Source organism: Vibrio sp. TAP-3B (genome assembly GCF_057784735.1).
The window spans coordinates 1135127-1160535 of the sequence record NZ_CM173495.1 but is presented as its reverse complement, the minus strand read 5'-3'; the positions used below and the strand labels follow the sequence as shown (position 1 = coordinate 1160535).

General features: G+C 44.6%; 21 protein-coding genes and 1 pseudogene. 4 read left to right on the top strand and 18 right to left on the bottom strand.

The features are described from left to right. Nucleotides 1-42: 42 nt before the first annotated feature. Together AC3D28_RS05400 and cls are read right to left on the bottom strand one after the other, a co-directional pair. Nucleotides 43-1248, bottom strand: coding sequence for a cystathionine beta-lyase (locus AC3D28_RS05400; protein ID WP_488535797.1), 1206 nt, complete (start codon nt 1246-1248; stop codon nt 43-45). 242 nt (nt 1249-1490) lie between these two features. Then, nucleotides 1491-2945 (bottom strand): cardiolipin synthase, encoded by a 1455-nt coding sequence (cls, locus tag AC3D28_RS05395; RefSeq protein WP_098415380.1) that lies wholly within the window; start codon nt 2943-2945, stop codon nt 1491-1493. Nucleotides 2946-3375: 430 nt separating this feature from the next. On the opposite strand from cls, the gene AC3D28_RS05390 reads away from it, so the two are divergent. From AC3D28_RS05390 to AC3D28_RS05380, 3 genes are all read left to right on the top strand, one after another. Beyond that, complete coding sequence (locus AC3D28_RS05390; protein ID WP_488536059.1) at nt 3376-4746, top strand: sodium-dependent transporter; 1371 nt, start codon at nt 3376-3378, stop codon at nt 4744-4746. 69 nt (nt 4747-4815) lie between these two features. After that, complete coding sequence (locus AC3D28_RS05385) at nt 4816-5508, top strand: TIGR01621 family pseudouridine synthase (protein WP_488535796.1); 693 nt, start codon at nt 4816-4818, stop codon at nt 5506-5508. 31 nt (nt 5509-5539) lie between these two features. Further along, nucleotides 5540-6472 (top strand): class I SAM-dependent methyltransferase, encoded by a 933-nt coding sequence (locus AC3D28_RS05380; RefSeq protein WP_488535795.1) that lies wholly within the window; start codon nt 5540-5542, stop codon nt 6470-6472. Between the two features lie 91 nt (nt 6473-6563). Here the strand turns inward: AC3D28_RS05380 and AC3D28_RS05375 are convergent, their stop codons facing one another. From AC3D28_RS05375 to AC3D28_RS05335, 9 genes and pseudogenes are all read right to left on the bottom strand, one after another. After that, on the bottom strand, nt 6564-7619 hold the full coding sequence (locus AC3D28_RS05375) for an FAD-binding oxidoreductase (RefSeq protein ID WP_488535794.1): 1056 nt from the start codon (nt 7617-7619) through the stop codon (nt 6564-6566). A 66-nt stretch (nt 7620-7685) separates the two neighbouring features. Continuing rightward, nucleotides 7686-9347 (bottom strand): hydroxylamine reductase, encoded by a 1662-nt coding sequence (hcp, locus tag AC3D28_RS05370; RefSeq protein ID WP_488535793.1) that lies wholly within the window; start codon nt 9345-9347, stop codon nt 7686-7688. 174 nt (nt 9348-9521) lie between these two features. Then, nucleotides 9522-11051 (bottom strand): nitric oxide reductase transcriptional regulator NorR, encoded by a 1530-nt coding sequence (gene norR / locus AC3D28_RS05365; protein WP_488535792.1) that lies wholly within the window; start codon nt 11049-11051, stop codon nt 9522-9524. Between the two features lie 170 nt (nt 11052-11221). Next, nucleotides 11222-11698, bottom strand: a complete 477-nt coding sequence (locus AC3D28_RS05360) for an outer membrane lipoprotein (RefSeq protein WP_488535791.1) — start codon at nt 11696-11698, stop codon at nt 11222-11224. Nucleotides 11699-11848: 150 nt separating this feature from the next. Then, the gene (locus AC3D28_RS05355) at nt 11849-12463 is read right to left on the bottom strand and encodes a CDP-alcohol phosphatidyltransferase family protein (protein WP_098415388.1); all 615 of its coding nucleotides are present in this window, start codon (nt 12461-12463) and stop codon (nt 11849-11851) included. Continuing rightward, nucleotides 12456-13103, bottom strand: a complete 648-nt coding sequence (locus tag AC3D28_RS05350; protein WP_488535790.1) for an ATP-binding cassette domain-containing protein — start codon at nt 13101-13103, stop codon at nt 12456-12458. The genes AC3D28_RS05355 and AC3D28_RS05350 overlap by 8 nt, the downstream gene beginning before the upstream one ends. Continuing rightward, a pseudogene (locus tag AC3D28_RS05345) lies at nt 13069-14777 on the bottom strand (ABC transporter permease). The gene AC3D28_RS05350 and the pseudogene AC3D28_RS05345 overlap by 35 nt, the downstream one beginning before the upstream one ends. 9 nt (nt 14778-14786) lie before the next feature. Continuing rightward, entirely contained in the window at nt 14787-15932 is a 1146-nt protein-coding gene (locus AC3D28_RS05340; protein WP_488535789.1) for an ABC transporter substrate-binding protein, read from the bottom strand. Between the two features lie 356 nt (nt 15933-16288). Next, nucleotides 16289-16741 carry an META domain-containing protein gene (locus AC3D28_RS05335; protein WP_488535788.1) on the bottom strand — a complete coding sequence of 151 codons (453 nt, stop codon included), beginning with the start codon at nt 16739-16741 and terminating at the stop codon, nt 16289-16291. Between the two features lie 169 nt (nt 16742-16910). Between AC3D28_RS05335 and AC3D28_RS05330 the strand changes: the two genes are divergently transcribed. Then, a complete protein-coding gene (locus AC3D28_RS05330; protein WP_098415392.1) occupies nt 16911-17159 on the top strand; it encodes a DUF1289 domain-containing protein in 249 nt (82 codons plus the stop codon). A 107-nt stretch (nt 17160-17266) separates the two neighbouring features. On the opposite strand, the gene AC3D28_RS05325 is transcribed toward AC3D28_RS05330, so the two are convergent. The 7 genes from AC3D28_RS05325 to radD all read right to left on the bottom strand — a co-directional run bounded on the left by AC3D28_RS05325 (nt 17267) and on the right by radD (nt 25291). After that, nucleotides 17267-17488, bottom strand: coding sequence for a hypothetical protein (locus AC3D28_RS05325; RefSeq protein ID WP_098415393.1), 222 nt, complete (start codon nt 17486-17488; stop codon nt 17267-17269). A gap of 438 nt (nt 17489-17926) precedes the next feature. Further along, nucleotides 17927-19630, bottom strand: coding sequence for a bifunctional UDP-sugar hydrolase/5'-nucleotidase UshA (gene ushA / locus AC3D28_RS05320; protein WP_488535787.1), 1704 nt, complete (start codon nt 19628-19630; stop codon nt 17927-17929). A gap of 730 nt (nt 19631-20360) precedes the next feature. Then, nucleotides 20361-20639, bottom strand: coding sequence for a 50S ribosomal protein L25 (gene rplY, locus AC3D28_RS05315; RefSeq protein ID WP_098415395.1), 279 nt, complete (start codon nt 20637-20639; stop codon nt 20361-20363). A gap of 281 nt (nt 20640-20920) precedes the next feature. Continuing rightward, complete coding sequence (locus AC3D28_RS05310) at nt 20921-22270, bottom strand: ATP-binding protein (RefSeq protein WP_488535786.1); 1350 nt, start codon at nt 22268-22270, stop codon at nt 20921-20923. Next, a complete protein-coding gene (locus AC3D28_RS05305; RefSeq protein WP_098415397.1) occupies nt 22260-22919 on the bottom strand; it encodes a response regulator transcription factor in 660 nt (219 codons plus the stop codon). Before AC3D28_RS05305 ends, AC3D28_RS05310 begins: the two co-directional genes overlap by 11 nt. Nucleotides 22920-22984: 65 nt before the next feature. Continuing rightward, complete coding sequence (locus AC3D28_RS05300) at nt 22985-23410, bottom strand: PepSY domain-containing protein (RefSeq protein ID WP_098415398.1); 426 nt, start codon at nt 23408-23410, stop codon at nt 22985-22987. A gap of 129 nt (nt 23411-23539) precedes the next feature. Further along, entirely contained in the window at nt 23540-25291 is a 1752-nt protein-coding gene (gene radD / locus AC3D28_RS05295) for a DNA repair helicase RadD (protein WP_488535785.1), read from the bottom strand. Nucleotides 25292-25409 lie beyond the last annotated feature (118 nt).

Below are 25409 nucleotides of genomic sequence, written 5' to 3'. Positions count from 1 at the left end.
ATGATAAAAAAGCCCTGCACGGCAGGGCGATTCAATGAATGATTACATTGAGGCTTCTTTTTCAAGAACTAGCGCATTGTATCGTGCAAATCCAGCCTCTAGGTCAGAAATCAAATCATCCACATCTTCTAGGCCGATATGAATCCGTATAAGTGTCCCTTCAAAGTGCGGGTGTGCGACGGTACGCAAGCTATTAAAGCTCTTAGGCTCATTAGCAAGAATTAGACTCTCAAAGCCTCCCCAAGAGTAACCCATACTAAAGTGTTTCATGCCATCAAGCAGGGCCGTGGTGGCTTTTGGGCAGGACGTTTTGAGAATGAATGAAAACAAACCGTTACCGCCAGTAAAGTCACGTGTGAAAAACTCGTGGCCAGGACAGGTTTCTAAAGCCGGATGACGAACATGATCGACTTCTGGGCGAGCGGCTAACCATTTCGCCACTTTCAAGCTACTTTCGGCATGTTGGCGGAGGCGGACATCCAACGTTCGGATACCACGTAGGCCTAAGTAAGCGTCGTCAGGAGAGACGCACTGACCCATCAAGTAACTTTGTTCACGCAATTGGTCCCAATACTTCTCTGATGCGACGGCAGTACCCAACATGACATCAGAGTGACCAACAATGTATTTCGTTGCTGCTTGAATAGAGATGTCGACACCGTGTGCAAATGGTGAGAAGTTCACACCCGCTCCCCATGTATTATCTAACATCACGATAATATTGTGATCATGAGCAATACGAGCCAGCGTTGGCACATCCTGCACTTCCATTGTGACTGAGCCCGGAGACTCAAGGAAAAGCACTTTGGTGTTTGGCTGAATTAAATCGCGGATACCTTCACCAATCATCGGGTCGTAGTATGTGGTTTCAATGCCCATTTTCTTCATAATGGTATTGCAAAATTCACGCGTCGGTTCGTAACACGTATCCACCATTAGAATGTGATCGCCTGTTTCGACAAAAGACAGAATGGTGTTGGAAATCGCCGCGGTTCCACATGGGTAGAGAGCACATCCTGCTCCCCCTTCGATCTCGACCATCGCATCCTGAAAAGCAAAGTGCGTGTTCGTGCCTCGGCGTCCGTAGAATAAGGTTTTATTTGTACGGTTGATCGTTGCCTGGTTTTTCTCTGCGACGGTATTGAATACAACCGTTGAAGCGCGCTGAACTGGGGGGTTTACAACACCGTTAGTCCACTTTTTATTGCGGCCAGCGGTAATGAGTTTGGTTTTTTTTCCTTCTGACATAAAGATTTCCTATCTAAATGAAACGATTTCTTTATTTAAAACATGGACCATCGTTCGTTTGCAAGGGAAAAGTCGTATATAGCCATAGAGCCTCGAAGATTATGGTTTACACAACTCGGCAAACTGAATTAAGCACCTTGATGATATTTAGGTGTAGGCACACCAGAGAAGATAGAAAAATCCCACACAAACGAGATCGGTGTGGGATTTGTCTTAAGCTCAAAAGGTTGGATACAGAGACTTTATAACAGCGGGTTGAAAAGGTAGAAAACCCGCTCTAAGAATCGAGAAAGTAGACTTCTCTTTTCCCAATCTTTTTGCACAATGGAATGAGATTGTTTGATGTAGTTATCCTGTAGCCATGACATCTGCTTAGTGAACTCTTCATCATCCACTGCCAATGTCACTTCAAAGTTCAACCATAAACTACGCATATCCATGTTAACGGTACCAACCAAACAGAATTGTTCATCAATCACGACTGATTTAGAGTGAAGCAGGCCGCCGTAGAATTCATAAATTTTCACCCCCGCGCTCAGTAATTCACTGTAAAAGGCGCGTGAAGCCCATTGCACCATCATGGAGTCATTTTTGTGCGGAATAATTAACTCCACATCGATCCCGCGTTGCGCTGTCATCTTTAAAGTCTCCAGCAAATCAGTACTTGGGACGAAATACGGTGTGGTGATTCTGACGGAGCGATTGGCTTGGTTAATAGCAAGCGTGAGGACTTGGTAGATAAGGTATTCTGGCATCCCTGGGCCAGAGGGGACGACCTGAATTGGGTGCTGGAATTCTCGCTCATCTATTTTGCACTCTGGCAGCTTAGGTAGATGACGTTCGCCAGTTTCGACTTCCCAATCCCAACAGTGGATTGCGCTTAAAACGTTGACAGTTGGCCCAGTGATACGAACCATAATATCAACCCAATGGCCTACGCCGCTATTTTGTTTAAAGTAAGCGGGGTCGACAAGGTTCATTGAGCCAGTGTAAGCAATCTTATCATCAATCACGATGATTTTACGGTGCTGACGAAGATCGAGACGATGCAGGAAAATACGCCACATTTTTACTTCTAGCGCTTGGACAACCTCAATCCCTGCATCCTGCATCATTTTACACCAGTGACTTCTAAAGAAGCGTGGGCTGCCAGCAGAGTCAAGCAGGAGCTTAACATCGACACCTCGTTTTGCGGCTTGTATTAGTGCTGAAGCCACAGAGTCGGCCAAACCACCTGGGTGCCAAATGTAGAACACCATGCGAATGCTTGTTTGGGCGTTTTCGATATCTTCAATGATGGAATGCAAGATCTCATTGGGCGAATGCTGTAATGACAGGGTATTACCACTAAGTGCAGGAAGACCAAGGCGGTTGTTACAAAGCTCATCAATTCGATAGATATGTCGGCCCATCGTTTCTGGCTTGTGGGCATTACAATCATCCAGTTGGCTGAACCACTTTTGGAAGGGGGCAAACATTTTTTTTGCACGTTCAGCTCGCTTTCTACCTAAATTTAGTTCGCCAAAGAGGAAATAACATGCGACGCCAAGGACCGGAAGAATATAAATGATCATGAGCCAAGCTAAAGACACGCTGACAGCGCGTCGCTTTAAAACGACTCGGATAGTAATACCAGCGACCAACAACCAATATAGGCCGATGCTAGCTAGAGTAAGGAAATGATAAAACTTGTCCATATACGCTCAGAGTAATATGCCCTTCTAGGATATTAAGCATAAAAGTGGGTTGGGGGAAACAGATTTCCCATTACTAAGTGAGTTTGACCTTACATGAGGGATGAGTTTCGTAACAGGGGGTTCTGTTGTTTTAATGTGAAATTCAAGGCCAGTTTTTAACTTTCGAACAAAAAAGCAGCATTTGACCTGCGTAAGGTTACATTAGCACGATAAATATACTTTTTTGGGGTTCCAATTTTAATGGCTAACTGCTTTACTTGCTATACATAGTGCGTCAAACACTTGTTTTTAAAGTGTACAATAACTTTTACATTAACTTTTAGACGCCTATCTCTATGCATACACAACAACCTAATTTTGGAGAAAAAGCGTGGCTACAACTAATACAGCAGCACCACGTGATACGTGGGGGTCTAAACTAGGCTTCGTAATGGCAGCAGCGGGCTCCGCTGTTGGTTTAGGCAATATATGGAAATTCCCTTACACAGCAGGTGAGAGCGGCGGTGGTGCGTTCGTTGCGATCTACCTTTTCTTTGTTCTTTTTATCGGCTTTAGCGTAATGCTGACAGAATTCGCTATTGGTCGTAGAACTGGCCTGTCTGCCGTAGGAGCATTTAAAACAACCGATCGTCGCTGGACATTTACTGGCGTGATTGGTGTTTGCAGTGGTCTTTTGATCATGGGCTTTTACCCTGTCGTTGGCGGTTGGGCATTAGCTTACATTTTTAAAGTGGGTGGTGGCCTACTCAGTACCCCAGAAGCTATCGGAGATAGTTTTGGTGGCTTCATTTCTGATCCAATACAACCACTGATGTGGATGGGCATATATCTAGTCTTCAATGTGCTGATTGTCATGAAGGGGATCTCTGGTGGTATCGAAAAAGCGGGTAAGATTCTAATGCCGCTTTTATTCTTAATCCTGATCATTGTATCTGTGAAGGGCTTGATGTTGCCAGGCGCAATGGCGGGCCTAGAATTCTTGTTCATGCCGGATTTTTCTAAAGTAGACAGTAACGTCGTTCTTGCCGCTTTGGGTCAAGCTTTCTTCTCTCTCAGCTTAGGAATGGGCTGTATGATGACTTACGGCTCTTATTTGAAGAAGAAAGAGAACCTGATACAAACCACGGGTATGGTCACCGCAATGGATACTGGCGTGGCGATTCTGGCGGGGGTTGCTATGTTCCCTGCGATGTTTGCATTCGGCATGGAGCCAGCGGCAGGTCCGGGTTTAGTGTTCGTCGTGGTACCTCAGCTATTTGCAGAAATGGGTGGTGTTATCGGGTTATTATTGGCATTGTTGTTTTTCATTGGTTTGACTGTGGCTGCGTTGACGTCTTCAGTTTCTCTGCTTGAGGTCGTTGTTTCTTACCTCATTGATGAGAAAGGCATGAAGCGTTCGAAGGCGGTTCTGTCGGCAAGTGCTGTAATGGCAACATTATGTATCTTTGCATCACTATCGTTGGGAGGCATGGGGCCAACACTGTTTGGAACTGGTGCGTTTGATATCTTCGATTTATTAACAGATAAAATCTTCCTAGCGGTTGGCGGTATGTTGGTGTGTATTTTTGCTGGCTGGCGCTTAAATCGCGCTGAGTTAGAAAAAGAGATTACGAATGATGGTGAAGTGTCATTCCCATTATTTGGCTTATGGTACAACCTCGTGAAATTCGTTATTCCTGTCGCGATTGCTATTGTCGCTTTCATGGGCATTAAGTCTGGCTTTGACAGCGGTAAAGGCGAAATTATGGTACTTGGTATCGCAATTATTGGCCTTGCAGGGGTGCTTTCTAAGAAGCTATAGCGTAAGCCTCGATGGCTTTGTCCGATATCTTATGTATACTTCTGGCTCCAAACATGGAGCCAGTTTTTTATGTTCGATATCCTACATACCCATCCAGATTTTCTGATCGTCAATAAGCATCCTAATGTCTCTGTACACAAAGATGATGGTGACACGATGCTGGTGCAAGAAGTGGCAAAGCAGAGTGGTGACGATCAGCTTTATCTTGTTCACCGATTAGATAAAATGACATCGGGTATTTTGCTCCTCGGACGCAATGCCAGAGCCGCGAGTTTGTTGTCTCAAGCTTTTGCTGATCGCCAGGTGGAAAAGTTCTACCTAGCGATTGGTGCGAAAAAGCCTAAAAAGAAACAAGGTTTGGTCGTTGGTGATATGGAGCGCTCACGTCGTTCTTCATGGAAACTGCTAAACAGCAAACAAAACCCGGCAGTGACTCAGTTTTTCTCTCTTGTTGCTGAGCCGGGTGAGCGCCTATTCTTGTGTAAACCACATACTGGTAAAACGCACCAAATTCGTGTGGCATTAAAGTCGCTAGGGTCGGGTATTGTTGGCGATCCTATTTATAATGCGGGTAACGAAGCCGACCGTGGCTATCTGCATGCGTTCTCCCTGTGTTTCACTTATCAAGAGAAACTGTTCCGTTTTATCTGCGATCCACGAGATTACCAAGCACTCGGGAGTAAATGGCATTCCAAGGTTGTGTCTCAGGGCATTGACTCGTGGTTAAGTCCTTGGGAATTGAACTGGCCAACCATCAAATAAACATTTGAAAAAAATAGATTAAGAGAACTCGATGCAAGCATCACAACTTCCGCTGTTTTTTCAGCATTTAGAAACCGAGCTCGCGCAAGCTCCGAATGAAATTCGTCGACTGTTTCATGGTCGTGGCCGTCGTTTTGAGGGGCTAGAGCAAATCACGTGTGACTGGTTACAAGGTCAGCTAATCATTAACTTGTTTAAAGAAGTGGACGACGCGTTTCTCGCTGAACTCAAAAGCGGCCTAAATGCATTGGCACAATCACAACTGTGGGCAGATAAGCAAGGTCGCACCATGGTACTCCAGCACCGTTATGCTGATGGGGCGCCGTCAGAAGTTCTGTTTGGTGAACTAGACGTGCGTCCGGTTGTAGAAGAAAACGGCTTGAAATATCAGTTGGATATAGGCCGTAATCAGAACCTTGGATTGTTTTTGGATATGCGCTACGGTCGTGATTGGGTTCGCGAACATGCCAAACATAAAAACGTGCTTAACTTGTTTGCTTACACCTGTGGTTTTTCTGTCGCTGCCATTGCGGGTGGCGCGGATAAAGTTGTCAACGTAGACATGGCTAAAGCCTCTCTGGCTAAAGGGCGTGAAAACCATAAACTCAATGGTCACAACATCAACCAAGTCAGTTTTATGGGGCACGATATCTTTAAATCTTGGGGCAAGATCAAGAAGTCTGGTCAGTACGACTTGATCATCATTGACCCGCCTTCATTCCAGAAAGGCAGCTTTGCGCTTACTAAAGACTACAAAAAGATTTTACGTCGATTGCCGGATTTGTTGGCAGAGGGCGGTCAAGTGATGGCATGTGTGAACTCGCCATCTGTGACGAGTGACTTCTTGATTGAAAGCATGCAAGAAGAGGCGCCAGAGCTGACGTTCCGTGAGCGTCTGGATAATCCGCCAGAATTTATGGACGTGGACAGCGAAGCGGCATTAAAAGTGTTGTTGTTTAGCTAAAAGACTTCTGTCGCAACAGAAGCAAAATCAAAAAAAAAGCGCCGCGAAACATCTAGACAGACGTATCGCGGCGCTTTTTGTATTTGGAGAACTAACCAATCTGCACTTCAAGATCCGCTTCGATGGTTGATGAGCAGGCGAGGACATAACCTTGTTCAATTTCCTCAGGCGTCAATGTTTCAAGGCTGGTGGAAGAGACGCTGCCTTTACGAACCTTGCATTTGCACGAGCCACAAATGCCGCTGCGACAAGCCACGATAAGTGGCAAGCCCGCGCCTTCAAGTGCATCAGCCAACACTTGACCTTTTGGTGCATCAATCGTTTGAGCAAAATCGGGAACGAAGACACTGACCGTTTCGTCTAATGCTTCTGGTTGCTCACTGGTAGCAGGTGTAAAACTTTCTTGGTAAAAGTTCGCCATGTCAAAACCGAGTTCACTCAAATAGCCGCGCACATCTTGCATGAATTGACTTGGACCACACAGGTAAACGGTACGTTGTTTGAAATCTGGGACGAGATCTTGCAGCCAGTCGGCGTTCAAACGACCTTGCGGATGTGATGTCCCACCGTTATTTTTCAGCAATAGCGTTAACTGAAAATGGGGATACACGGCGTCGAATGTTTCCAATTGGTCGTAGTAAATCGTCTCTTCTGGGCTGCGTGCAATATGCAGAAACGCGATATCAACGTCGTTATCGTTCTCATCCGGATGACTCAGCCAGTGCTTCGCCATGGAATACACCGGAGTTACACCGCAGCCGGCACTAATGAGCAGTGCTTTGTTTGTTCCATTATATTGAACAGGAGGGTGATCAATGCAGTTAAAATCCCCCGTAGGCGGTAGTGCTTGTACCGTATCGCCAAGCAATAGAGAGTCAATGATGAAGTTGGACACCTTGCCACCTGCAACTCGCTTTATGGTTAGCTGAAGATGATCGTCTTCGTTGATAGAGCTGATTGAATAGGCACGAAATTCCATTTTCCCATCGATTTCAACACCTAAGTTAATAAACTGACCAGGCTTAAACTGAAACAGGAGTAACTCTGTTAGTTCGGCTAATTGAATGCTGACGGTATCATGAGTTTCGAAGTATTTGTCGATACAGCGGAGCGTAACAGGTTGGTTGCCTTGCCATTCAAAAAACATAATCTTCTCTTTGGTTTGTTGCAAAGCCGCCCCACAACGAAGGGGGCGGAATAAGAGGGGTTAGGATTAAGACGCTAGGATGGTTTTTAGGTCATCCTGAACGTTGCCAATGCTGCGCATATCGAATTTTTCTTGGATGATTGCGATTAAGTTTGGCGTTAGGAATGCTGGCGCCGTAGGGCCCGTGTAAATACCTTTCACACCCAGTGCAAATAGCGTGAGTAGAATAACAATTGCTTTTTGCTCGAACCAAGAAAGTACCAGCGTGAGTGGTAAGTCATTAATGTCACAGTCAAATTCTTTTGCCAGCGCTAGTGCCAGCTGGATTGCAGAGTAAGCATCGTTACACTGACCTACATCCAATAGGCGAGGGATGCCATTGATATCGCCAAACGTGTTCTTATTGAAGCGAAACTTACCACAGGCTAGCGTTAGGATGAGTGTGTCTTCTGGTGCTTCTGCGGTAAAGTCGGTGTAGTAACTGCGCTCAGATTTATCACCGTCACAACCACCAACGAGGAAAAAGTGTTTGATGTTGCCTTGTTTTACTTGGTCGATAACCGCAGGTGCAGCGTTCATTAATGCATTACGGCCGAAACCAACGGTGATGTTGTGTTCGATTTCATCGTGTTTGAATCCTTCTTGCGCAAGTGCACATTCAATCACTTGACTGAAGTTATCGCCTTCAATGTGTTCTACTCCCGGCCAACCGACGATGCTTCGGGTAAACAGGCGATCTGCGTATTGACCCACATTTGGGTTCAATAGGCAGTTTGATGTCATCACAATCGCCCCTGGGAAGTTGGCGAACTCTTTCTGTTGGTTTTGCCAAGCACTGCCGTAATTACCGGCTAGATGAGAATACTTCTTCAGTTCTGGGTAGCCGTGCGCAGGTAGCATTTCACCGTTGGTGTAAACGTTGACACCTTTGCCTTCGGTTTGTTGCAGGATTTTTTCTAGGTCGTGTAAATCGTGGCCAGATACCAGAATACATTTACCTTTTACTGGTTTTACGTTAACCGTGGTTGGCTCTGGGTGACCAAAAGTTTCGGTCTCACCATGGTCGAGCATTTCCATCACTTTGTAGTTCATTAGGCCAATACGCATTGAGCAATCAAGCAGCTCACTCAGATCTTCTGGGTCGGTCCCCAACCAAGCCATGATTTCGTGGTATTCAGCGTAGATATCGTTGTTGGTTTGGTCAAGAACGCGAGCATGCTCCATGTAAGCCGCTGCACCTTTCAGGCCGTATAGACATAGCAGACGCAAGCCAATTACGTCTTCATGGACTTGATCTTTGCCACGGTTCACCGCGACTTGAGGTGCAAAGGTAAGGATCGTTTCTGCGCTGTTGGGAAGTTCAAAGTTCGCCACGTCAGGGATGTGGGCCAGTGGTTTATCTGCCATTGTTGCTGCAGTGATAACTTGGTCTTTAAGCAGAGCTTTGTATATTGCTGCTTGATTCGCCAGCTCTAGGATACGTTCAGGGTCGAAGTTAACGTTGGTTAACGTTGAGAAGAAAGCTTTTGGTGCCCATTGGTTAATTTCATCGTTTACGATGTGATATTCGAGTGCTTTTAATGCCCAAAAAGAAACCCCTTGCAGTGTATAAACCAACACGTCTTGTAAGTCGGATACGTCAGAAGTTTTGCCACACATGCCTTGAGAAAAAGAACAGCCTTTAACAGTAGGGGTTTGAATTGTCTGTTCACATTGAATACAGAACATATTGGGTTCTCCAGTGATTGTTTTAATAGTCGTAATGTTGATCACTAGAGAGCAGAATGCGTGCCAATGCTTATCTTTTTGAAAGTTAAGGATTTTGTAGGTTTTGATTAAGAGGGATGATGTAACTAAGACAACGCCGGTGATGTCTTAATTACATCGTGTTTTTAAAAGTGCCTATTTATTGATCTCGAGTTTTTTCCCCATACGATATAAATTACCGCGGTCCATTTGTAAAAACTCGGCTGCTTTTGCCCAAACTCCACCTGTTTGGCTCAAGGCATGTTCAATCAAATCACGTTGGTAGCTTTCGACGAGCTCGCGCATTGGTTGACTTTCTTTGGGTAAATAATGCGATGTGCTTTTAACATCGTCCAGCGCGAGTGAAGCATCAAAGTGACTTAATATAATGGTACTCGCACCTTGTTGAATGGCGTGCAAGGCTGCGCGAGTTAAGGTGTGTTCTAATTCTCGTACGTTACCATACCAAGGTAAAGATTCGAGCCGAGCTAACACCTTTGGATGAACGTGCAGATTCGGTGCATTGAATTGCAGGCGCACTTTTTCTAATAAATAACCCGCAAGGACGGGAATATCGCCTTCACGAGCACGAAGCGCTGGTACTTGGATTGGAAATACGTTTAAACGGTGAAACAAATCGGCGCGGAAGGTGCCCGCTTCGACCTCTTTTTCTAATTGTCGATTCGTTGCGGCAATGATGCGTACGTTAACCATCAAATTCTGGTCACTACCCACGCGCTGCAACTCACCTTGCTGGATCACACGTAATAATTTTGCCTGTAAAATCAAAGACAGTTCGCCCACTTCATCTAGGAAAATTGTCCCACCATTGGCCAGCTCAAATTTACCAGCTCGGTTTCCGTTTGCACCGGTATACGCGCCTTTAACATGGCCAAACAGTTCACTCTCTGCCAGACCTTCAGGTAGAGCGGCGCAGTTTACGTAAATCATCGGTTTGTCACTGCGATGGGATTGCGCGTGAACAGAATGAGCGACCAATTCTTTACCTGTTCCCGTTTCACCGGTAATCAATACTGCATAATCTGATTGAGCCACCGTCACAATATTATTACGCAGTTGATTGATCTGCGGACTTAACCCAACCATCTCACCATGCTGAGAACGAGCTTGTTGGATGAGCGTCTGCGTGACGTTTTTCTGCTTTTGGTTCTGGGTTTTCAGTGCGTTTAATTGTGAGATGTTACGCAATGTCGCTGCGGCTAAAGCGGCAAAGGTTTCTATTGTTAATGGGTCGATATGATTGAATGCACCAACGGTCAGTGCGTCCATCGTCAATGCACCGACAAGTTGCCCTTCGACATATAAGCTAAAGCCCATGCAGTCGTGGACATCAATGCATTGGTCTTCCGTGAGCAATGTACCGTCAAACGGATCGGGCAGTGGACAATTCGCATCAAAACGGATCGGATCTCGGCTCTGAATTATCGCGTTTAGTCTTGGATGGGCGTTAGGAAAATAACGACGACCTAGCACTGAGCTAGATAGCCCTTTTACTGCGACTGGGGTGAGGAAACCATCTTCATCAAAGATAAACAGACAACTCGCATCGCAAGGGAAGACTTGAGCCACTCCATCAATCAGGCTCTGGTATTGCTGCTCATGGGAGCGATTGGAGCTAAGATTTAACGCAATATTCAGGAGTACGTGGTCAACAGTAAGAGTCATAACAAGCCCAAATTTATCTAAAGTGGGTGCATGCTAGCAACTTGATGTCATTTGAACATCGAAAGCAGGTGGAGATTGATGTTCTATTGACCACGATCAAATTACATCGTGAAAGGGCCGCGCAAACAGTGCTTGTTTGCGCAGCGGATTAATAAAGCAGTGGAAGCCGGTTATCGAGGAACGACACGCGCATCATTGCCATACATGTTTATCTGAACGGCTTGGCCTGGTTGGAAAATCATATTAGGGTTGGCTTCTTGAACGACGGCAATGATTTTTCCATCTTCGAGGCGAATCGTCAGGTTGACCCCATTTCGCTTAGCGGTTGTCTCCGCGGTTTTACTACCAGCATACCCACCTAATAGACCGCCCCCAATTGCCGCAATATCCGAACCTGAACCGCCACCAACTTTAGATCCTAATATCCCCCCAACGGCTGCGCCAGCGATAGTACCAATGGCATTGGATTGGGTGGAGGCATCAATAGTGACAGGTTCCACTTTCTCTATGGTTCCATAATAGACCTGTTGCACTTTTCTTGTGTCTGCTGAGCCGTATGAATCACCGTATGGGTTGGGAGAGCTACAGCCACCCAATGTTATTACGGACAAAACGAGCATGATGCCTAAGTGGATGTATTTTGCCATGTAACCTCCAAATGATTCCGATACTTCCAGAGTATAGAACCACGTCTGAGTATCTGCATTGAAATTCGCGAATGCTGGTCTCAGGTTAATCAACGTAGTAAATCCGATTGCTTACAGTCCGTCTTAGCAAGTGTTGAGCGCGAACCAATATTAAGGTTGTGACTTCAGTGTATGAAAACCGGAATATATTCGTGTGACGGTGGTAAACCAACATGCGGCACCAAAGCTATAAGCAATGACAGCGAAGTGTTGTGGAAGCAAACAAAACAGTACCAAACAGCCAATGGTTTCAGTGCCCTCGGTTAAGCCGCTCATGTAATAGAGAGATTTATTTTTATAAACGGGGTTATCGATACCGCGTTTGCTGGCCATGATGGCAAACGCTAAAAAGCTGCTACCAGTCCCCACAAATGAAAAAATCAAAAACGCACCTGCAATGGCATTTTGTTCTGGGTTTGCTAATACAAAACCAAATGGGATCAAGGAATAAAACAGAAAATCTAAACTGATATCGAGAAAGCCTCCCGCGTCAGTTATACCCTGAATCCTCGCTAGCGCGCCGTCTAAGCCATCACAAAACCGATTAAGCAAAATAAACACTAATGCAAGTGTGTATTGTTCTGCAATCAAAGACGGTAGCGCAAAACATCCGATGATGAACCCAAAAAAAGTCGTTTGATTCGCGGTTATACCGAACTGGTCGATGACTCTGGCGCTTTGGGTTAATGGCTTCTTAATGACTTTAAGACTAAAACTATCAAGCATTGTTCGTCTCCCAAGGCCAGTTTATACAGCGGCTGCCTTCTGGAATGTCTTCTTCATCGTGCGTTACCATCAGCGTTGGGATGTTTGCGTGGTGTAGTTGTTCGACGACCCAGCTGCGAAATTGTGCGCGCAGATCTTTATCAAGCTTGCTGTATGGTTCATCAAGCAGCGCGACTTTAGGTTGTGCGAGTAACATGCGGATGAGGGCGATACGTGCACGTTGTCCGCCTGATACTTGGTCAGGAAAGGCATCAGCAAGTTTGAGCAACGAGATGTTTTTTAATGCTTCCATCGCGACTTTTTGACGCTCTGCACCTTTGATTGAATTGGGGAGTGCAAAAGCGAGATTTTCCCAAATAGTAAGGTGTGGGAAAAGCAGATCATCCTGGAACAAAATGCCGATCTGACGTTTATGTGCGGGTAGTGCATCTAATTGTTGGTCGTTGAGCGTGATAGACCCAGAGTAATTGAATTCAGTCGGTAGATGTCCAGCGATAGCATCCAACAAAATGGATTTTCCACAGCCACTGGGACCCATTAAGGTAACAATTTCACCTTTATCTACCGTCATATTGAATGCGGAGAAAAGTGTATCGCCATCGTTTTTACGGATGGCGAGGTTTTTGAGGCAAAGACTCATTCGGTAATAAACCTTTAATAGACAATCGGCGATACTTAACGTGTAAACGACTAAGTAGGATCGCAAAAGAGAAAAACATGAACGGTAAGAGCGCTTGCCAAATGGCATAAATAGCAGTGACGCGACGATCGAAGCCACTGGATAGAGCAACCGCTTCCGTTGTTATTGTGCTAATACGCCCCGCACCGAGCACGAGTGTTGGTAGGTATTGCGTTAAGCTGACGCTGATCCCCACTGCCCAAGCGAAGGCAATGGCAGGTAATAGAATCGGTAACTTTACTTTCCACCACGCTTGAAATGGCGATTTGCCTAAGCTTAATGCAACACGAGTTAACCCATTATCAAAGCTGCGCCATGGACCATCTAGTGACAAGTAGACAAATGGGAAAGCGAAGAATACGTGAGCCCAACATACCCAAAAGAAGTACGCACTGTTATTGAAATAAAGTGTCGCAATCTGCATGCCGAATAGCACAGATAGTGGTGGAATCAACATCGGAATTGCGATGACGTACCCTGGGATCTGCCAGCGATAACGTAAACGGTACTCATGAGCGATCAGCGCCAAAACCAGCGCAATCGACGCACTAATAATACCAATCAACATGCTTTGTTCTAACGTTCCGAGAATACTTTGCCACTCATATTCCCAAAAGCGCAGGCTATAACGACTTGGCAGTAAATCAGGGAAGCGCCACCGTTGAGCAAAGCTCCAAATTACCATCAAAGGCAACATTAACAATGTCAATAGAGCGATCAGAGAAAACACCGTTTTGCCCGGCAAACACAAGCCACTGCGGCCAGAATATTGCCAATGTCTAAAGCCTTGGGTGATGCCCCATTCAACAAGGCGAGCAAAGATCATTAAGGTGCTGGCCATAAAAAACAATACGACAGCGCCCGCAGCCGCTCTTGGCAGGAGCGAGAGATCAGGGTCGTTGAACCATTGCCACACAAGTACAGCGAAGGTTGGTGGATTCGTTGGGCCAATGATCAGAGCAACATCAACGACCGATAGGCTATAAGCCAACACGGCTAGCATAGGAAAACGTAATTTCACCAACCATTGCGGGAAGATGCATTTCCACCACGTTTGAGCAGAGCTATACCCCATAGAATGACTGACTTTCTCAATTTTATCGACTTTCAATTGTTGAAGAATTGGAATGCTCATCAGTAACAAAAATGGTACTTCTTTGATGGCTAGCATGAGGATCAAGCCCAGTGCGTGTGGGTCTTTAATCAATAACGCCAAGTCATTCACAGTTTGCGCATTTGGGTCGTAGCCAAACAGCTGGTGAAGAATGCGAACACCCATTCCCGTTGGTGCAAATAAAAAAGCAAAACCGATCGCGAAGGCAACATGTGGCATCGCGAGTAGGGGGAGAGGCTCACTTCAACTTTGCGCCAAAATTTACAGCCCCAAGAAGCTTGAAGGATCGCAAACGTCATTAAACAAGCAAGGTAGCTACTAACAATGGCGGAATAGAACGTGAGGCCAATAGAAGTCCACACTCCTTCCCAATCAAACACCGCAGTAAAACCACCGAGAGAAACTTGATTCAGACCGATAGGGGGAATATAGCCGAGCGCAGAAACCACCACCCCGAGTAGCCCAGGGATGGTCGGTAAAATACAAACTGCAATAATAACGAGATATAGCGCTCTTAACATGGGTAAATATTAGTTTCCGTAACGTTTCAGCCATTCTTTTTCTAACGCGACTTGCCAGCTTGGGTGCGGCTCAGCGATCGATTTGAATTGTTGTGTGCTCTTTGCCGTTCCTTTTAAGTACTGTTGGCTTAGTACCGAAGGATCACCCCAGATGTTGATATCGCCTTTACGAGACTGCGCCTCAGGGCTTAATAAAAAGTTTATTGCAACTTGGGCGCCTGCACTGGCATTTGTATTCCAAGGAATGGCGAGAAAATGGATATTGGAAAGCGCGCCTGCATCCATCGCATAAGCTTTTGTGCTTTTGGCTAAAGTACCACTGGTTTGCGCTGAAAATACTGCATTTGGGTTGAAGGTAATGGCGAGATCTATTTGTCCATCATCTAGTAATTGGATAGTTTCTGCTGTGCCGCCCGGGAACTGTTGACCACCACGCCACGCAACACGATGAAATTCATTTAAGTATGACCAAAGCGGTTGAGTTACTCGCTTAAATGCTTCGTCCGTCACTGGTTGTTGCAGCTTAGGGTCATTGCTGGTCAACTCAATTAATAGCGCTTTAATAAAGCTGGTGCCGTGAAATTCTGGCGGGCGAGGGTAAGTGAGACGGTTGGGAAATGTTTTCGCATAGTTCAACATTTCTGAAAAAGAACTCGGTGGGTTTTTCAGTGTTTCTTCATCATGAATAAACACTAATTGGCCGACACCCCATGGTGCTTCTAAACCTTCTGTTGGTTCTGAAAAATCCACATCCACGGGCAAGGTTTTATCAACGTATTGCCAGTTTGGCAAATCGCCAACGAAGGGGCCAAACAGCAGTTGGTTGTCTTTCATAGATTTGAAGTTTTCACCATTAACCCAAACCATGTCCACGCTACCACCACTATTTTTACCTGCGGCTTTTTCCGCAATTAAACGCGTTGTGGTTTCAGAAATATCGGTAACTTTAACGTGATTCAGAGTCACGTTGTAGCGGGATTTAAGCTCTTTACCTGCCCATTGGATATAGCGGTTGATTTCTTGGCTACCGCCCCAAGCATGAAAATAAACACTTTGGCCTTCCGCTTGTTGTTCGATTTTCTGCCAGTTGTCGGCAAAGGAAGAAGTGGCGAAAGTCGCGGCTACCATACCAATGGTGCTAAATAGCTTTTTCATATCAAATCCGTGTTGTGATTCTTTGTTTTTGTTCGAGGAGTTTTTGATGTCCAAAGGGAGCTAAACTCCGTTCCTTCAAAAGATAGTAATTCATCTCACTCTATTATCAACGTTAATTACAAACCTAATCACTCACTAATTCAAACAATTATTATCAATGTGAAGCGAAGTGGAGCAAACGTGAGTTTGAAGTCGTTTAGATCTTTATTTTAAGTAGAATTGGACCGGAAGGCTAAACCATTTCTTTCAAGCCCGATAGTTTTAGATAGGAGGGGGGAGGCGTTTGTTGCTTGTTAAAATAGAAAAGCAGCCTATCGTGATGGCTGCTTTTTAGAGTGAGTGCTCGGAGTACAGGTCTAGTTTACCCAATCACGCAATGTGAAGGTGAGCTCGTGGTCTGCGTTTTTTAGCACTAGAGCGTCATTTGTTAGCGTGATGTCACTCCACTTAGATAATGTTTCTGACATCGCTTTTTCAATTTCCATCTGGTTATCCATGCACATCATCATGGTCATGCCCATTTTTTCGATACGCAGTTGATTGTTTTTTAGTTCTGCCTGACCGAAGAAGTCGTTACAACCGGCATGGCCATTTGCGGTTAGATTTTCACCGATCTCTAAACGTGGTGTTTTTTGACGCTCTTTAAGATCGATGTTTTTGCCATCAATTTGAACCAGTTCCCAGTTGTGGTGCTTTAAGTCTTGAGCTGTAATTTCTTTCACATCATTACCATCACCGTTGCTAGTACATGCAGTTATGAGAATAGGGAGAGAGATTGCTGTAACGAACGTTTTTAGGCTAAGCTTCATTTTATAGACTCCGTTTTAAAAAACGTAATAAGTATAGGTAATAAAACACTGTTTTTGTCAGAATACGGTTATAGTTTCGTATGCATCAGGGTAGAGTGTATATTAGACTCTGCCATCGATTTAGCCAATATTGATTTTCTGCGAGTCGCGATGAAAGCACGGTATTAGTATGGAGCAATTGGAGTTTTTTACTGTCCCTAACCCTTGTGTCGGCATATGCAGTGTAGATGAAAAGGGGTATTGCAAAGGGTGTATGCGTAAAAGAGAAGAGCGATTTAATTGGCTCAACTATACGCCTGCGCAGCAATTGCACGTCATTAAGTTATGTCGTCAGCGCTACAAGAGAAAGGTTTTGGTAGGGAAGGCGAAGTCAGGAGAGCCTCAGGAAGACGTATCACCACAGCAAACTCTCTTTTAATAACAGATTCGCCATTCTTCACCCCAGCCCTTGGTTTCTTATGGCCGGGAAGGTGATGTCTATTTATTATTACTTGATTTTGTGCGCTTAACCATAGTTTATGGGATTTACTTCATTGACCAATCATCACTCACCCATCCCCCAGCATGTTCATCGAAGTGGCTTCCTGAAAACCGGTGATTGAATTCAACATTCAGTTTACTTGTCGGACGCTCATCCATCAGTTGGTGAATGTATTTCGCCATGGGATCGGTACAGGCTTCACGTTCTCTACGGGTAACCACTTCTTTGATCATTTGCAGTCTGTAGCTATTGCTGGCTCGTTTCATTTTTGACCTCCAGAACTCGATGGCAGCAGTTTGAATATATTGGCGTCTATATCGCTGCTCATTGGTGTACGCGTAGAGGCGAATCACCTTCGTTCTGGGTAAAAGATAAATTGTTTGAGAGCAGTGTTTGTAACGCCATTAATATCTTTCTTAGAATCATCCTCTGTACCATGAAATCTCATGGTTTAAAGTCAGTTAATGAATCTGTGTTTTCGAAAGACACTTTCAAACATAGAAGCTCAACAGGTGAGCGTCAACAACACAAAAGGATAATTTTTGAACACTTTTTGAAGCTTAATAATTTCAGCAATTTACTAGAAATAAAAAACCGAAGCACCAAGCTTCGGTTTTTAGAGGGAGCTCTGACGGAACCATTCCTCAGAGTTATTCCGTCAGAGTATAAGGTGCTTTTAGCTTTTAGCTTTTAGCTTTTAGCTTTTAGCTTTTAGTTGCAGGGCAACCTTTCACTGCTTGGCTATTACTGAAGTACTTGATGTTGTCTAAGTTTTTGTCGTAGTGTGCCGCAGAAATTTGCGGGTTATTTACGAAGAACTCACGCAAAACGTATGCATCCGTTAGCTGTGTAGATTGAACATCAATGATAGGGTAATCATCGCCACCAGCAGCGCTGAAGCTGATAACAGAAAACGTGTAAGTTGCGTCCAGAGCAAAGCCTTTACCGTTGATGTCGGTGATGGACACTGAGCCAGCATCACAATCTACATCCAGAGTGATGTTATCTAGTTGAGCGTAAGCACCAGAGCCTGCAGATTTCGTTGCTACGACATCAAGGTAGTCTTTTACTTCTTGACCAGTCATGGTTGCTTTCGTCACGAAGTTACCGAATGGTTGCACTGTCAGTACGTCACGGTAAGTGATGTCGCCATCTTTAATTGAATCACGCACACCGCCAGAGTTCATTACACCAAAGTCAGCCTTCACCGTCTCATAAGTACGGTATGCTTCACCTAATAAGTGACCTAGGTTAGTTTGTTGAGAACGAACTACGTTACGGTCACCTTCTAATTTTCCGGTTGTTTTAGATATCTTCTCATCTAACAACTCTTGACCTTGTTGTTGGTAAGGCAATAGCAAAGCTTTGACTGTTGCATCTTGTCGAATGTGCTCACCGATAACTTCATCGTTGTCGTCGAGAAGGTTTACAGGAATCAGTGCGTAGTTCGCCAAGTGAAGTTCACCGCCGTAGTATTCGAAGTCAGCACGGCCCACATATTTACCCCATTCATGCGCTTGCATGATGTAAGTGCCTTTTTGTTGATCTGGCGCGCAGTCGTCTCCAGGTTTAAAATCGGCATACTCATTTGTATTAGGCTCCATACAAACAGGGTTTTGAGAGTGGCCACCGATAATTGCATCTAACTGGCCTTCTTCAAGAGAGCGGGCTAGCTTAACGTCTCCTGGTGCTTCGCTACCGTTGTTGCCGTCTTGGTAATGACCCATGTGAGTCGTGGCAAACACAAGGTCAACGTTTTCGTTCACTTCAATTTCTTTCAGAACTTTTTTGATTTCGGTTCTAGGATCAGCAAAGTGAATGCTTGCGACGTTGTCTGGGTTCACCAGTTTTTCTGTCGCTTCGGTTGTTAAGCCAACGACTGCAACCTTAAGGCCGTTGAGGACTATCACTTTGTATGGGTCAAAGTACCGTTCTTCAGTAATGTTGCCTGCAGTATCTTTTTTGTAGATATTCGCTGCAAGCATAGGGAAATCGGCGAGTTCTGCTTGCATATCTAAGGTGTCTAAAGCGTTGTCAAACTCGTGATTACCCACTGCCATTGCGTCATAGCCAAGAAGGTTCATCCCTACGAAGTCCGGCACTGCATTTTGCATATCTGACTCAGGTACGCCGGTATTAATGTCACCACCAGATAGGAGGATCGTTTCCCCACCGTTTGCTTCGACTTCTGCGCGGATAGATTCGATTAAAGTGTGACGCGCAGCCATGCCATATTCACCATCATCGTTATGCCAAAAACGACCATGGTTATCATTAGTATGAAGAACTGTAAATTTTGTACATGAATCTGCGGTCTCACAAGTTACTGATGAGTTGTCGCTATCTGAGCCGCATCCTGCTAGCGCAGCGCCGACTGAAAGTACCAAGAGAGATTTGTAAAACTTCATAAGGGATCCTTTCTATGTGATTTTGTTATTGTTACGGCGTGAAATATACGCAATTAATGTGAAACTTTAGTGATCCATCTCTTGTTTATACTTCTATCGGAGAAACGAATTAATAAGCCTGCAAACTATATCGACAAACAAACAGAAATGGTTTTTAGGATCAATTCCATAATATTTAGGGTGTTTTTTGTGAAGCGGTTAATTGAATGAGCTTGATTTGTGTGCATCAATGCGCATTTTAATAAGGAATTCAGCATTATTTGGGTACTACTTTGCCAATTTCATGCATTTGTATTCTCAATGAAACAAATAGTTAAAATTTAGATTATCTCTAAAGTGGAAGGTGAGGGGACGGGATAAGCAGGCAGACTTTTCATGAAAATCGATTATTAATAGAAAAGTCAACGCAAGGTAAGCGACAAATTGTACGATGAATTTGTATGGTTACGATTACTAGGAAAGGTTCCTGAATAAGGTATGGCGCTTTTATATTTGCGTTATGTATTCTTTTTGTATCGAACACATAATGTTAGTGGAAAATATTCAACAATTTGAGCTGTTCGATTGAAAAGGAAATTCTATGAGTGTTTCTCGAACGCTATAAATAGTAAAACCCCGGAGGTGGTAAATCTCCGGGGTTTTGAATTTTTTTAGATATTTCGGTTGGTAAAGCCGATAATCTGTTATGCAAAAGGTTTGGATTTAATCTGAGTAATTCCTTGGTAGGGAATTAGATACGGATAAAGTCCATGTGTTCAACTTTTGGCTTGAACGCGTGACGTTGAACGTCTTGTGGCTTAACTTTAACTTCTTTGCCATCGATAACGAGAACAAGACCTTCGTAGAATTCAGGTTTGTCCATTTGGTTAACAACGTCGTCGTGGTTAAGAACGATAGCTACTGCTGCTTCTTCACCGCCGTATACAACTGCAGGGAATTTGCCAGCGTGGCGTAGGCGGCGGCTCGCACCTTTACCTAGTTCAGTACGTACTACTGCTTCGAATTTCATAGTATTTACTCTCAAATTAGTAAAATAGAATTTTCACAATCAACAATGCGACCTTGTCGTTTGTGGTAAGGCTTTAAACAGGAACTGTTCAAGCGAGCGCGGATACTATCATTCTGGTTTGATTTGGGCAACTCAAACAACGCCTAAATCAACAGAAAGACAGGAATTTGTTACTCAAAAGGCTATGGTTTGTTTGCTTAGGATGAAAGCTGCGCACTTTGCGTCTATTTTCATCAGTTTGCTCTGTGCTTAACACGAATGGGTATTGTCGACTTAACAGGTTAAGTTCGACTTCTTTGTAAGACTAAAGAGGCTTTCAAACCGCCCAACTGACTTTCTTCGAGCATCAATTGGCCTCGATAGCTGTGCGCCATTTCGCTGACAATATTTAATCCAAGTCCAGAGCCGGGCGTTGTTTCATCCAACCGAACCCCTCTTTGAGTTACTTGGGTCAGCTTTTCTTTAGGGATGCCAAAGCCGTCGTCTTCAATAATAATGTAAATATTATTATTGTCTTGCGTCGAGTGAACTCGAATCATACTGGTTGCCCATTTATAACCGTTTTCTAGCAGATTACCGATCATTTCATCGAGGTCGGTTTTTTCTACTGCTACGTTCAGCTCAGAATCTAGCTCGTTGATTAACGTGATACCACGTTGGGCATACACTTTGTCGAATGCCTTTGAAATAGCATCAACCCGCTCTGCTGGGTTGGCTTTGACGGACAGTATATTCATTGAACCTGCCATTCTGGCTCGGCCCAAGTGATAGTCGATATGATCTTGTATTTGATTGATTGGGTCATGAAGGCGAGATTGATCTTCGGTTTCTAATGCTTGTACTTCATTTTTCAGTACTGAAAGTGGCGTTTTCAGTGCATGGGATAGGTTGCCAGCGTGGTTTCGAGCGCGCTCTAACAGTTCTTGATAATGAAAAAGTAGGGCATTGAGGTCAACGATAAGAGGCGAGATCTCTTTTGGATATGTCTCTTCTAAGCTCTTTTTATTTCCAGACTTTAGTTCTGCCAATTCTTTTTGTAACTTGGTTAATGGGCTTAACGACCAAGCGATTTGCAGCAGAATGACGGTAAGCACACCAGCGAACAATAGACCCAGAATAAGCCACAGTTGTCCGACCAGAGTTTGCAATGTGTTTTTAATAGGTTCTTCATCGATGCCAATGATGATATGAATAGGGCCTTCATAATCAGTAAGATACAAGGTTTTTTCGATGGTGATGAGCCTTTCACCTCTTGCGCCGTGTGCACTTTTATCCATGCCTTTGTATTCGATTCTTTTATCCCACAAAGAGCGAGAGCGTTCGAGGCTGGTTTCGGTAGACGCGCTCCAATATAAGCCACTGTATGGGCGACTAAAGCGAGGGTCTGAAAGTTGTGCAGCAAGATCGAGACGACCAGTACTATTGACCTCTAGCTGAGCGGCAATTTCATCCATAAAGATGCTCAGTTGCGAACGAGTATCGTCGACCATGTAGTTATACACCTGAGTCGGTATAGTGACGCCAGCAGCGAGGATCATGGCTGTTAACCAGACGACCGCCGCTAAGACTAAGCGACTCTTAATACTGAGTCGTTTTAATACGTTAAGTGGTAGCCTGCTTTTATTCGGCATTTAATTGGTATCCCAACCCTCGGACGGTTTTGATGATCTGTGGTGCTATTTTTTTGCGGATACGGCCTATGAACACTTCGATGGTGTTGGAGTCACGATCGAAGTCTTGCTTATAAATATGTTCGACTAACTCGGTTCGTGAAATCACTTTCTCAGGGTTGTGCATGAAGTAGGCAACCACTTTATATTCCAAAGCGGTTAAACTCACTGCTTGCCCTTGCCACATTACTTTTGACGTACGCGTATCCAAACTTAAGTCGCCAATTTGCATTACTGGTGATGCGTTACCAGATGCTCTGCGTAACTGCGCGCGAATGCGAGCAATAAGTTCCACCATTTCAAAGGGCTTTGTTAAGTAATCATCCGCTCCCGCATTTAGACCTTCAACTCTTTGAGTTAAGGTGTCGCGGGCACTAAGGATCACCACTGGCGTATTGATGTTTTCATCTCGGATGCCTTTTAGCACCGTTAAGCCATCCAATTTTGGTAGGCCTAGGTCGAGCACAATGACGTCCCATTCTTCTGATGTGGCTCGATACAATGCATCAATGCCATCTAGAGATAATTCTGGCACCCAGCCGGTATTTTCTAAGGTTTCTATGATCTGCTCGCCTAAACGAGGGTCATCTTCAACAACAAGTATTTTCATAGTAGCGACTCTTATTATGTGTGAGCGTTGGGCCAAAGTATGGAAAGATTGAGCCTGAGGTTATTTTAGTTGTTTTGTGGTTTTAACGCTTTGTTAAAGCTGCGACCTTTGATTTCGAGCATCTCCAGTGTTGCAGCGTCGTACTCCACTTTCAGCACGCTATTGTTATAGAGAATTTTCAACTCGTAGACCCACTCATCGTGTTCCTCTTCGAGCTCTACTTTTATAATTCGACCATATAGATCGTTTTCGACGGCAGCATAGAGCTCTGAAAATGGGCGAATATAACCTTTTTGTACCGCACGATAGACCTCGTCTTGGTCTTCATCAAATTCGATTCGAGTGCCTGGTTTTTCAACATCTCGCACGATTGCATGACCATTTTTCTGCGCATAAGTGTCTACATGTTTGGCTAGGCTTGCTGCGCAAAGTAGCATCGTAACCAAGCCGAAAAGTAAGGCGAAATAATGTGAAGTCGTTGGTTTATACATGGTCAAACCTCTTTTGAAGTGTTGGCAAAATTATATCGAGCGGTATATGAACCGAAACTGAACCATTGTTTAACTGTCGGTTAGTTCATTTACGCCGGGTTGCGCGTGCCCAGCTAAAACGAGTGGATACTACTTGAGCTCATCTGCGAAAATTTTGTCACGTAGCTTCCAAAAACGCCCAGATTTTCGAGCGATGACAAATTGCGGTAAACGGAAGCGATGCTGGTTTGCAACAACACGGGTTGGTGATGCTTCTTCAAATGGGCGATGTTTATCGGCCAAGTGAGGGCGGACGAACTGATCTTTGAAGGTTTGCTTCTGTTTTTTTGTATTTAAAGACCAAAACTCATGCACTAAGGCATTTCCTTCACCTTGGTAAGGCTCACCAGAATAGGTGACTTTTAGCTGAGATTTACCCTCATTGGATTTAAATACTGACAAGTCCATCTCCGTGCACTCGAAGATTAACGCATCTTTTAAATTGAGAGCTTCTTTCAACTTTTTGTCGGGGTCAACAAGAGTGGTATCGCATTCATGGCAAATACGCGCCGCAATATCATTATCTGCACCACATTCGCCGCAATATTTTGCTCTGAAACGATACCCACAATGCTCTCTTTCGCCCGTTTCTTTATCTTCAAAGTAACCTTGGCAACGGCGACCGAAATGCTCAACCAGAAAACCATTACTGTCCAGTTTTCCCCAGAAATTGTTATTGAATCCGCAAGCGGGACAGGGGATGGTGATGATTTCACTGTCTGAGTCTGGTTTCGGATCACCCACTTCAGGCTGATACAAGTCATAACTATTGCCCGCGTAGTCCAGCACTAAACATTCAGTTTTACCATCAGATAGACGTAACCCTCGCCCAACGATTTGCTGATACAAGCTTACCGATTCCGTTGGGCGCAAAATGGCGATTAAATCGACATGTGGAGCATCAAAGCCGGTGGTTAAGACAGAAACATTGACCAGATATTTAATTTTTCGATGCTTGAACGACTGGATGATCGCATCACGTTCTGGTGTCGGTGTATCTCCAATTACGATTTCAGTGTCGCTTTCTGGCAATAAACTATGGATCTCTTGTGCGTGTCGAACCGTAGCGGCGAAGATCATGACGCCTTGACGCTCTTTCGCGTATTGCATGATTTGCTCAACAATTTGCGGAGTGGCTCGCTTGGCTTTGTCGATTATCATGTCCATCTCTGCTTCTTTATATCGCCCAGTATTGGCAGGTTTTAATTGTGAGAAGTCATAAGATAAGACTGGGGCATCCATCATTCGCGCGGGGGTTAAAAACTTTTCATCTAACAGGTAACGAATCGGCAGCTCGAAAATACAGTCTCGGAAAAAGCGAGCTTCTTCTGTACGAACTTGCCCCCGAGTGTGGTACTGGTAAATCCAGCCTATCCCTAAGCGATATGGCGTTGCGGTGAGGCCGAGGACTTTAATGCCTGGGTTTACTTCCCGTAAATGGGTAATGACTTTTTGATAGCTGCTGGTCTTATCATCTGGTACGCGGTGGCACTCATCAATCACTAATAGGGAAAACTGGTTTTTAAATGAATCTAAGTTACGCACGACTGACTGGACAGAGGCGAATACCACTTGTTGATCGATTTCTTTTCTTCCCAAGCCTGCCGAGAAAATCGCGCCTTTCAATCCATAACCTTCGTACTTTGCGTGGTTTTGTTCGACCAACTCTTTAACGTGAGCTAAGACTAAAACCCGTCCTTTGGCGAGGCGAGCAAGTTCTGCAATAACCAAACTTTTACCTGCGCCTGTTGGCAGTACGATGACTGCAGGAGAGGAGTGTTTACGAAAGTAATGAATGACTGCTTTGACAGAGTCGGCTTGATAAGGGCGAAGTGTGTACATGAAAATATGTGAAATTGCTCAACTATTCGAACGAGGAACGTTATAATACCTGACTTTTATACCCAAGTGACCTTTGTTGGTAAGATTCACACTGATGACTGAGTTTTTACGGCGAGAA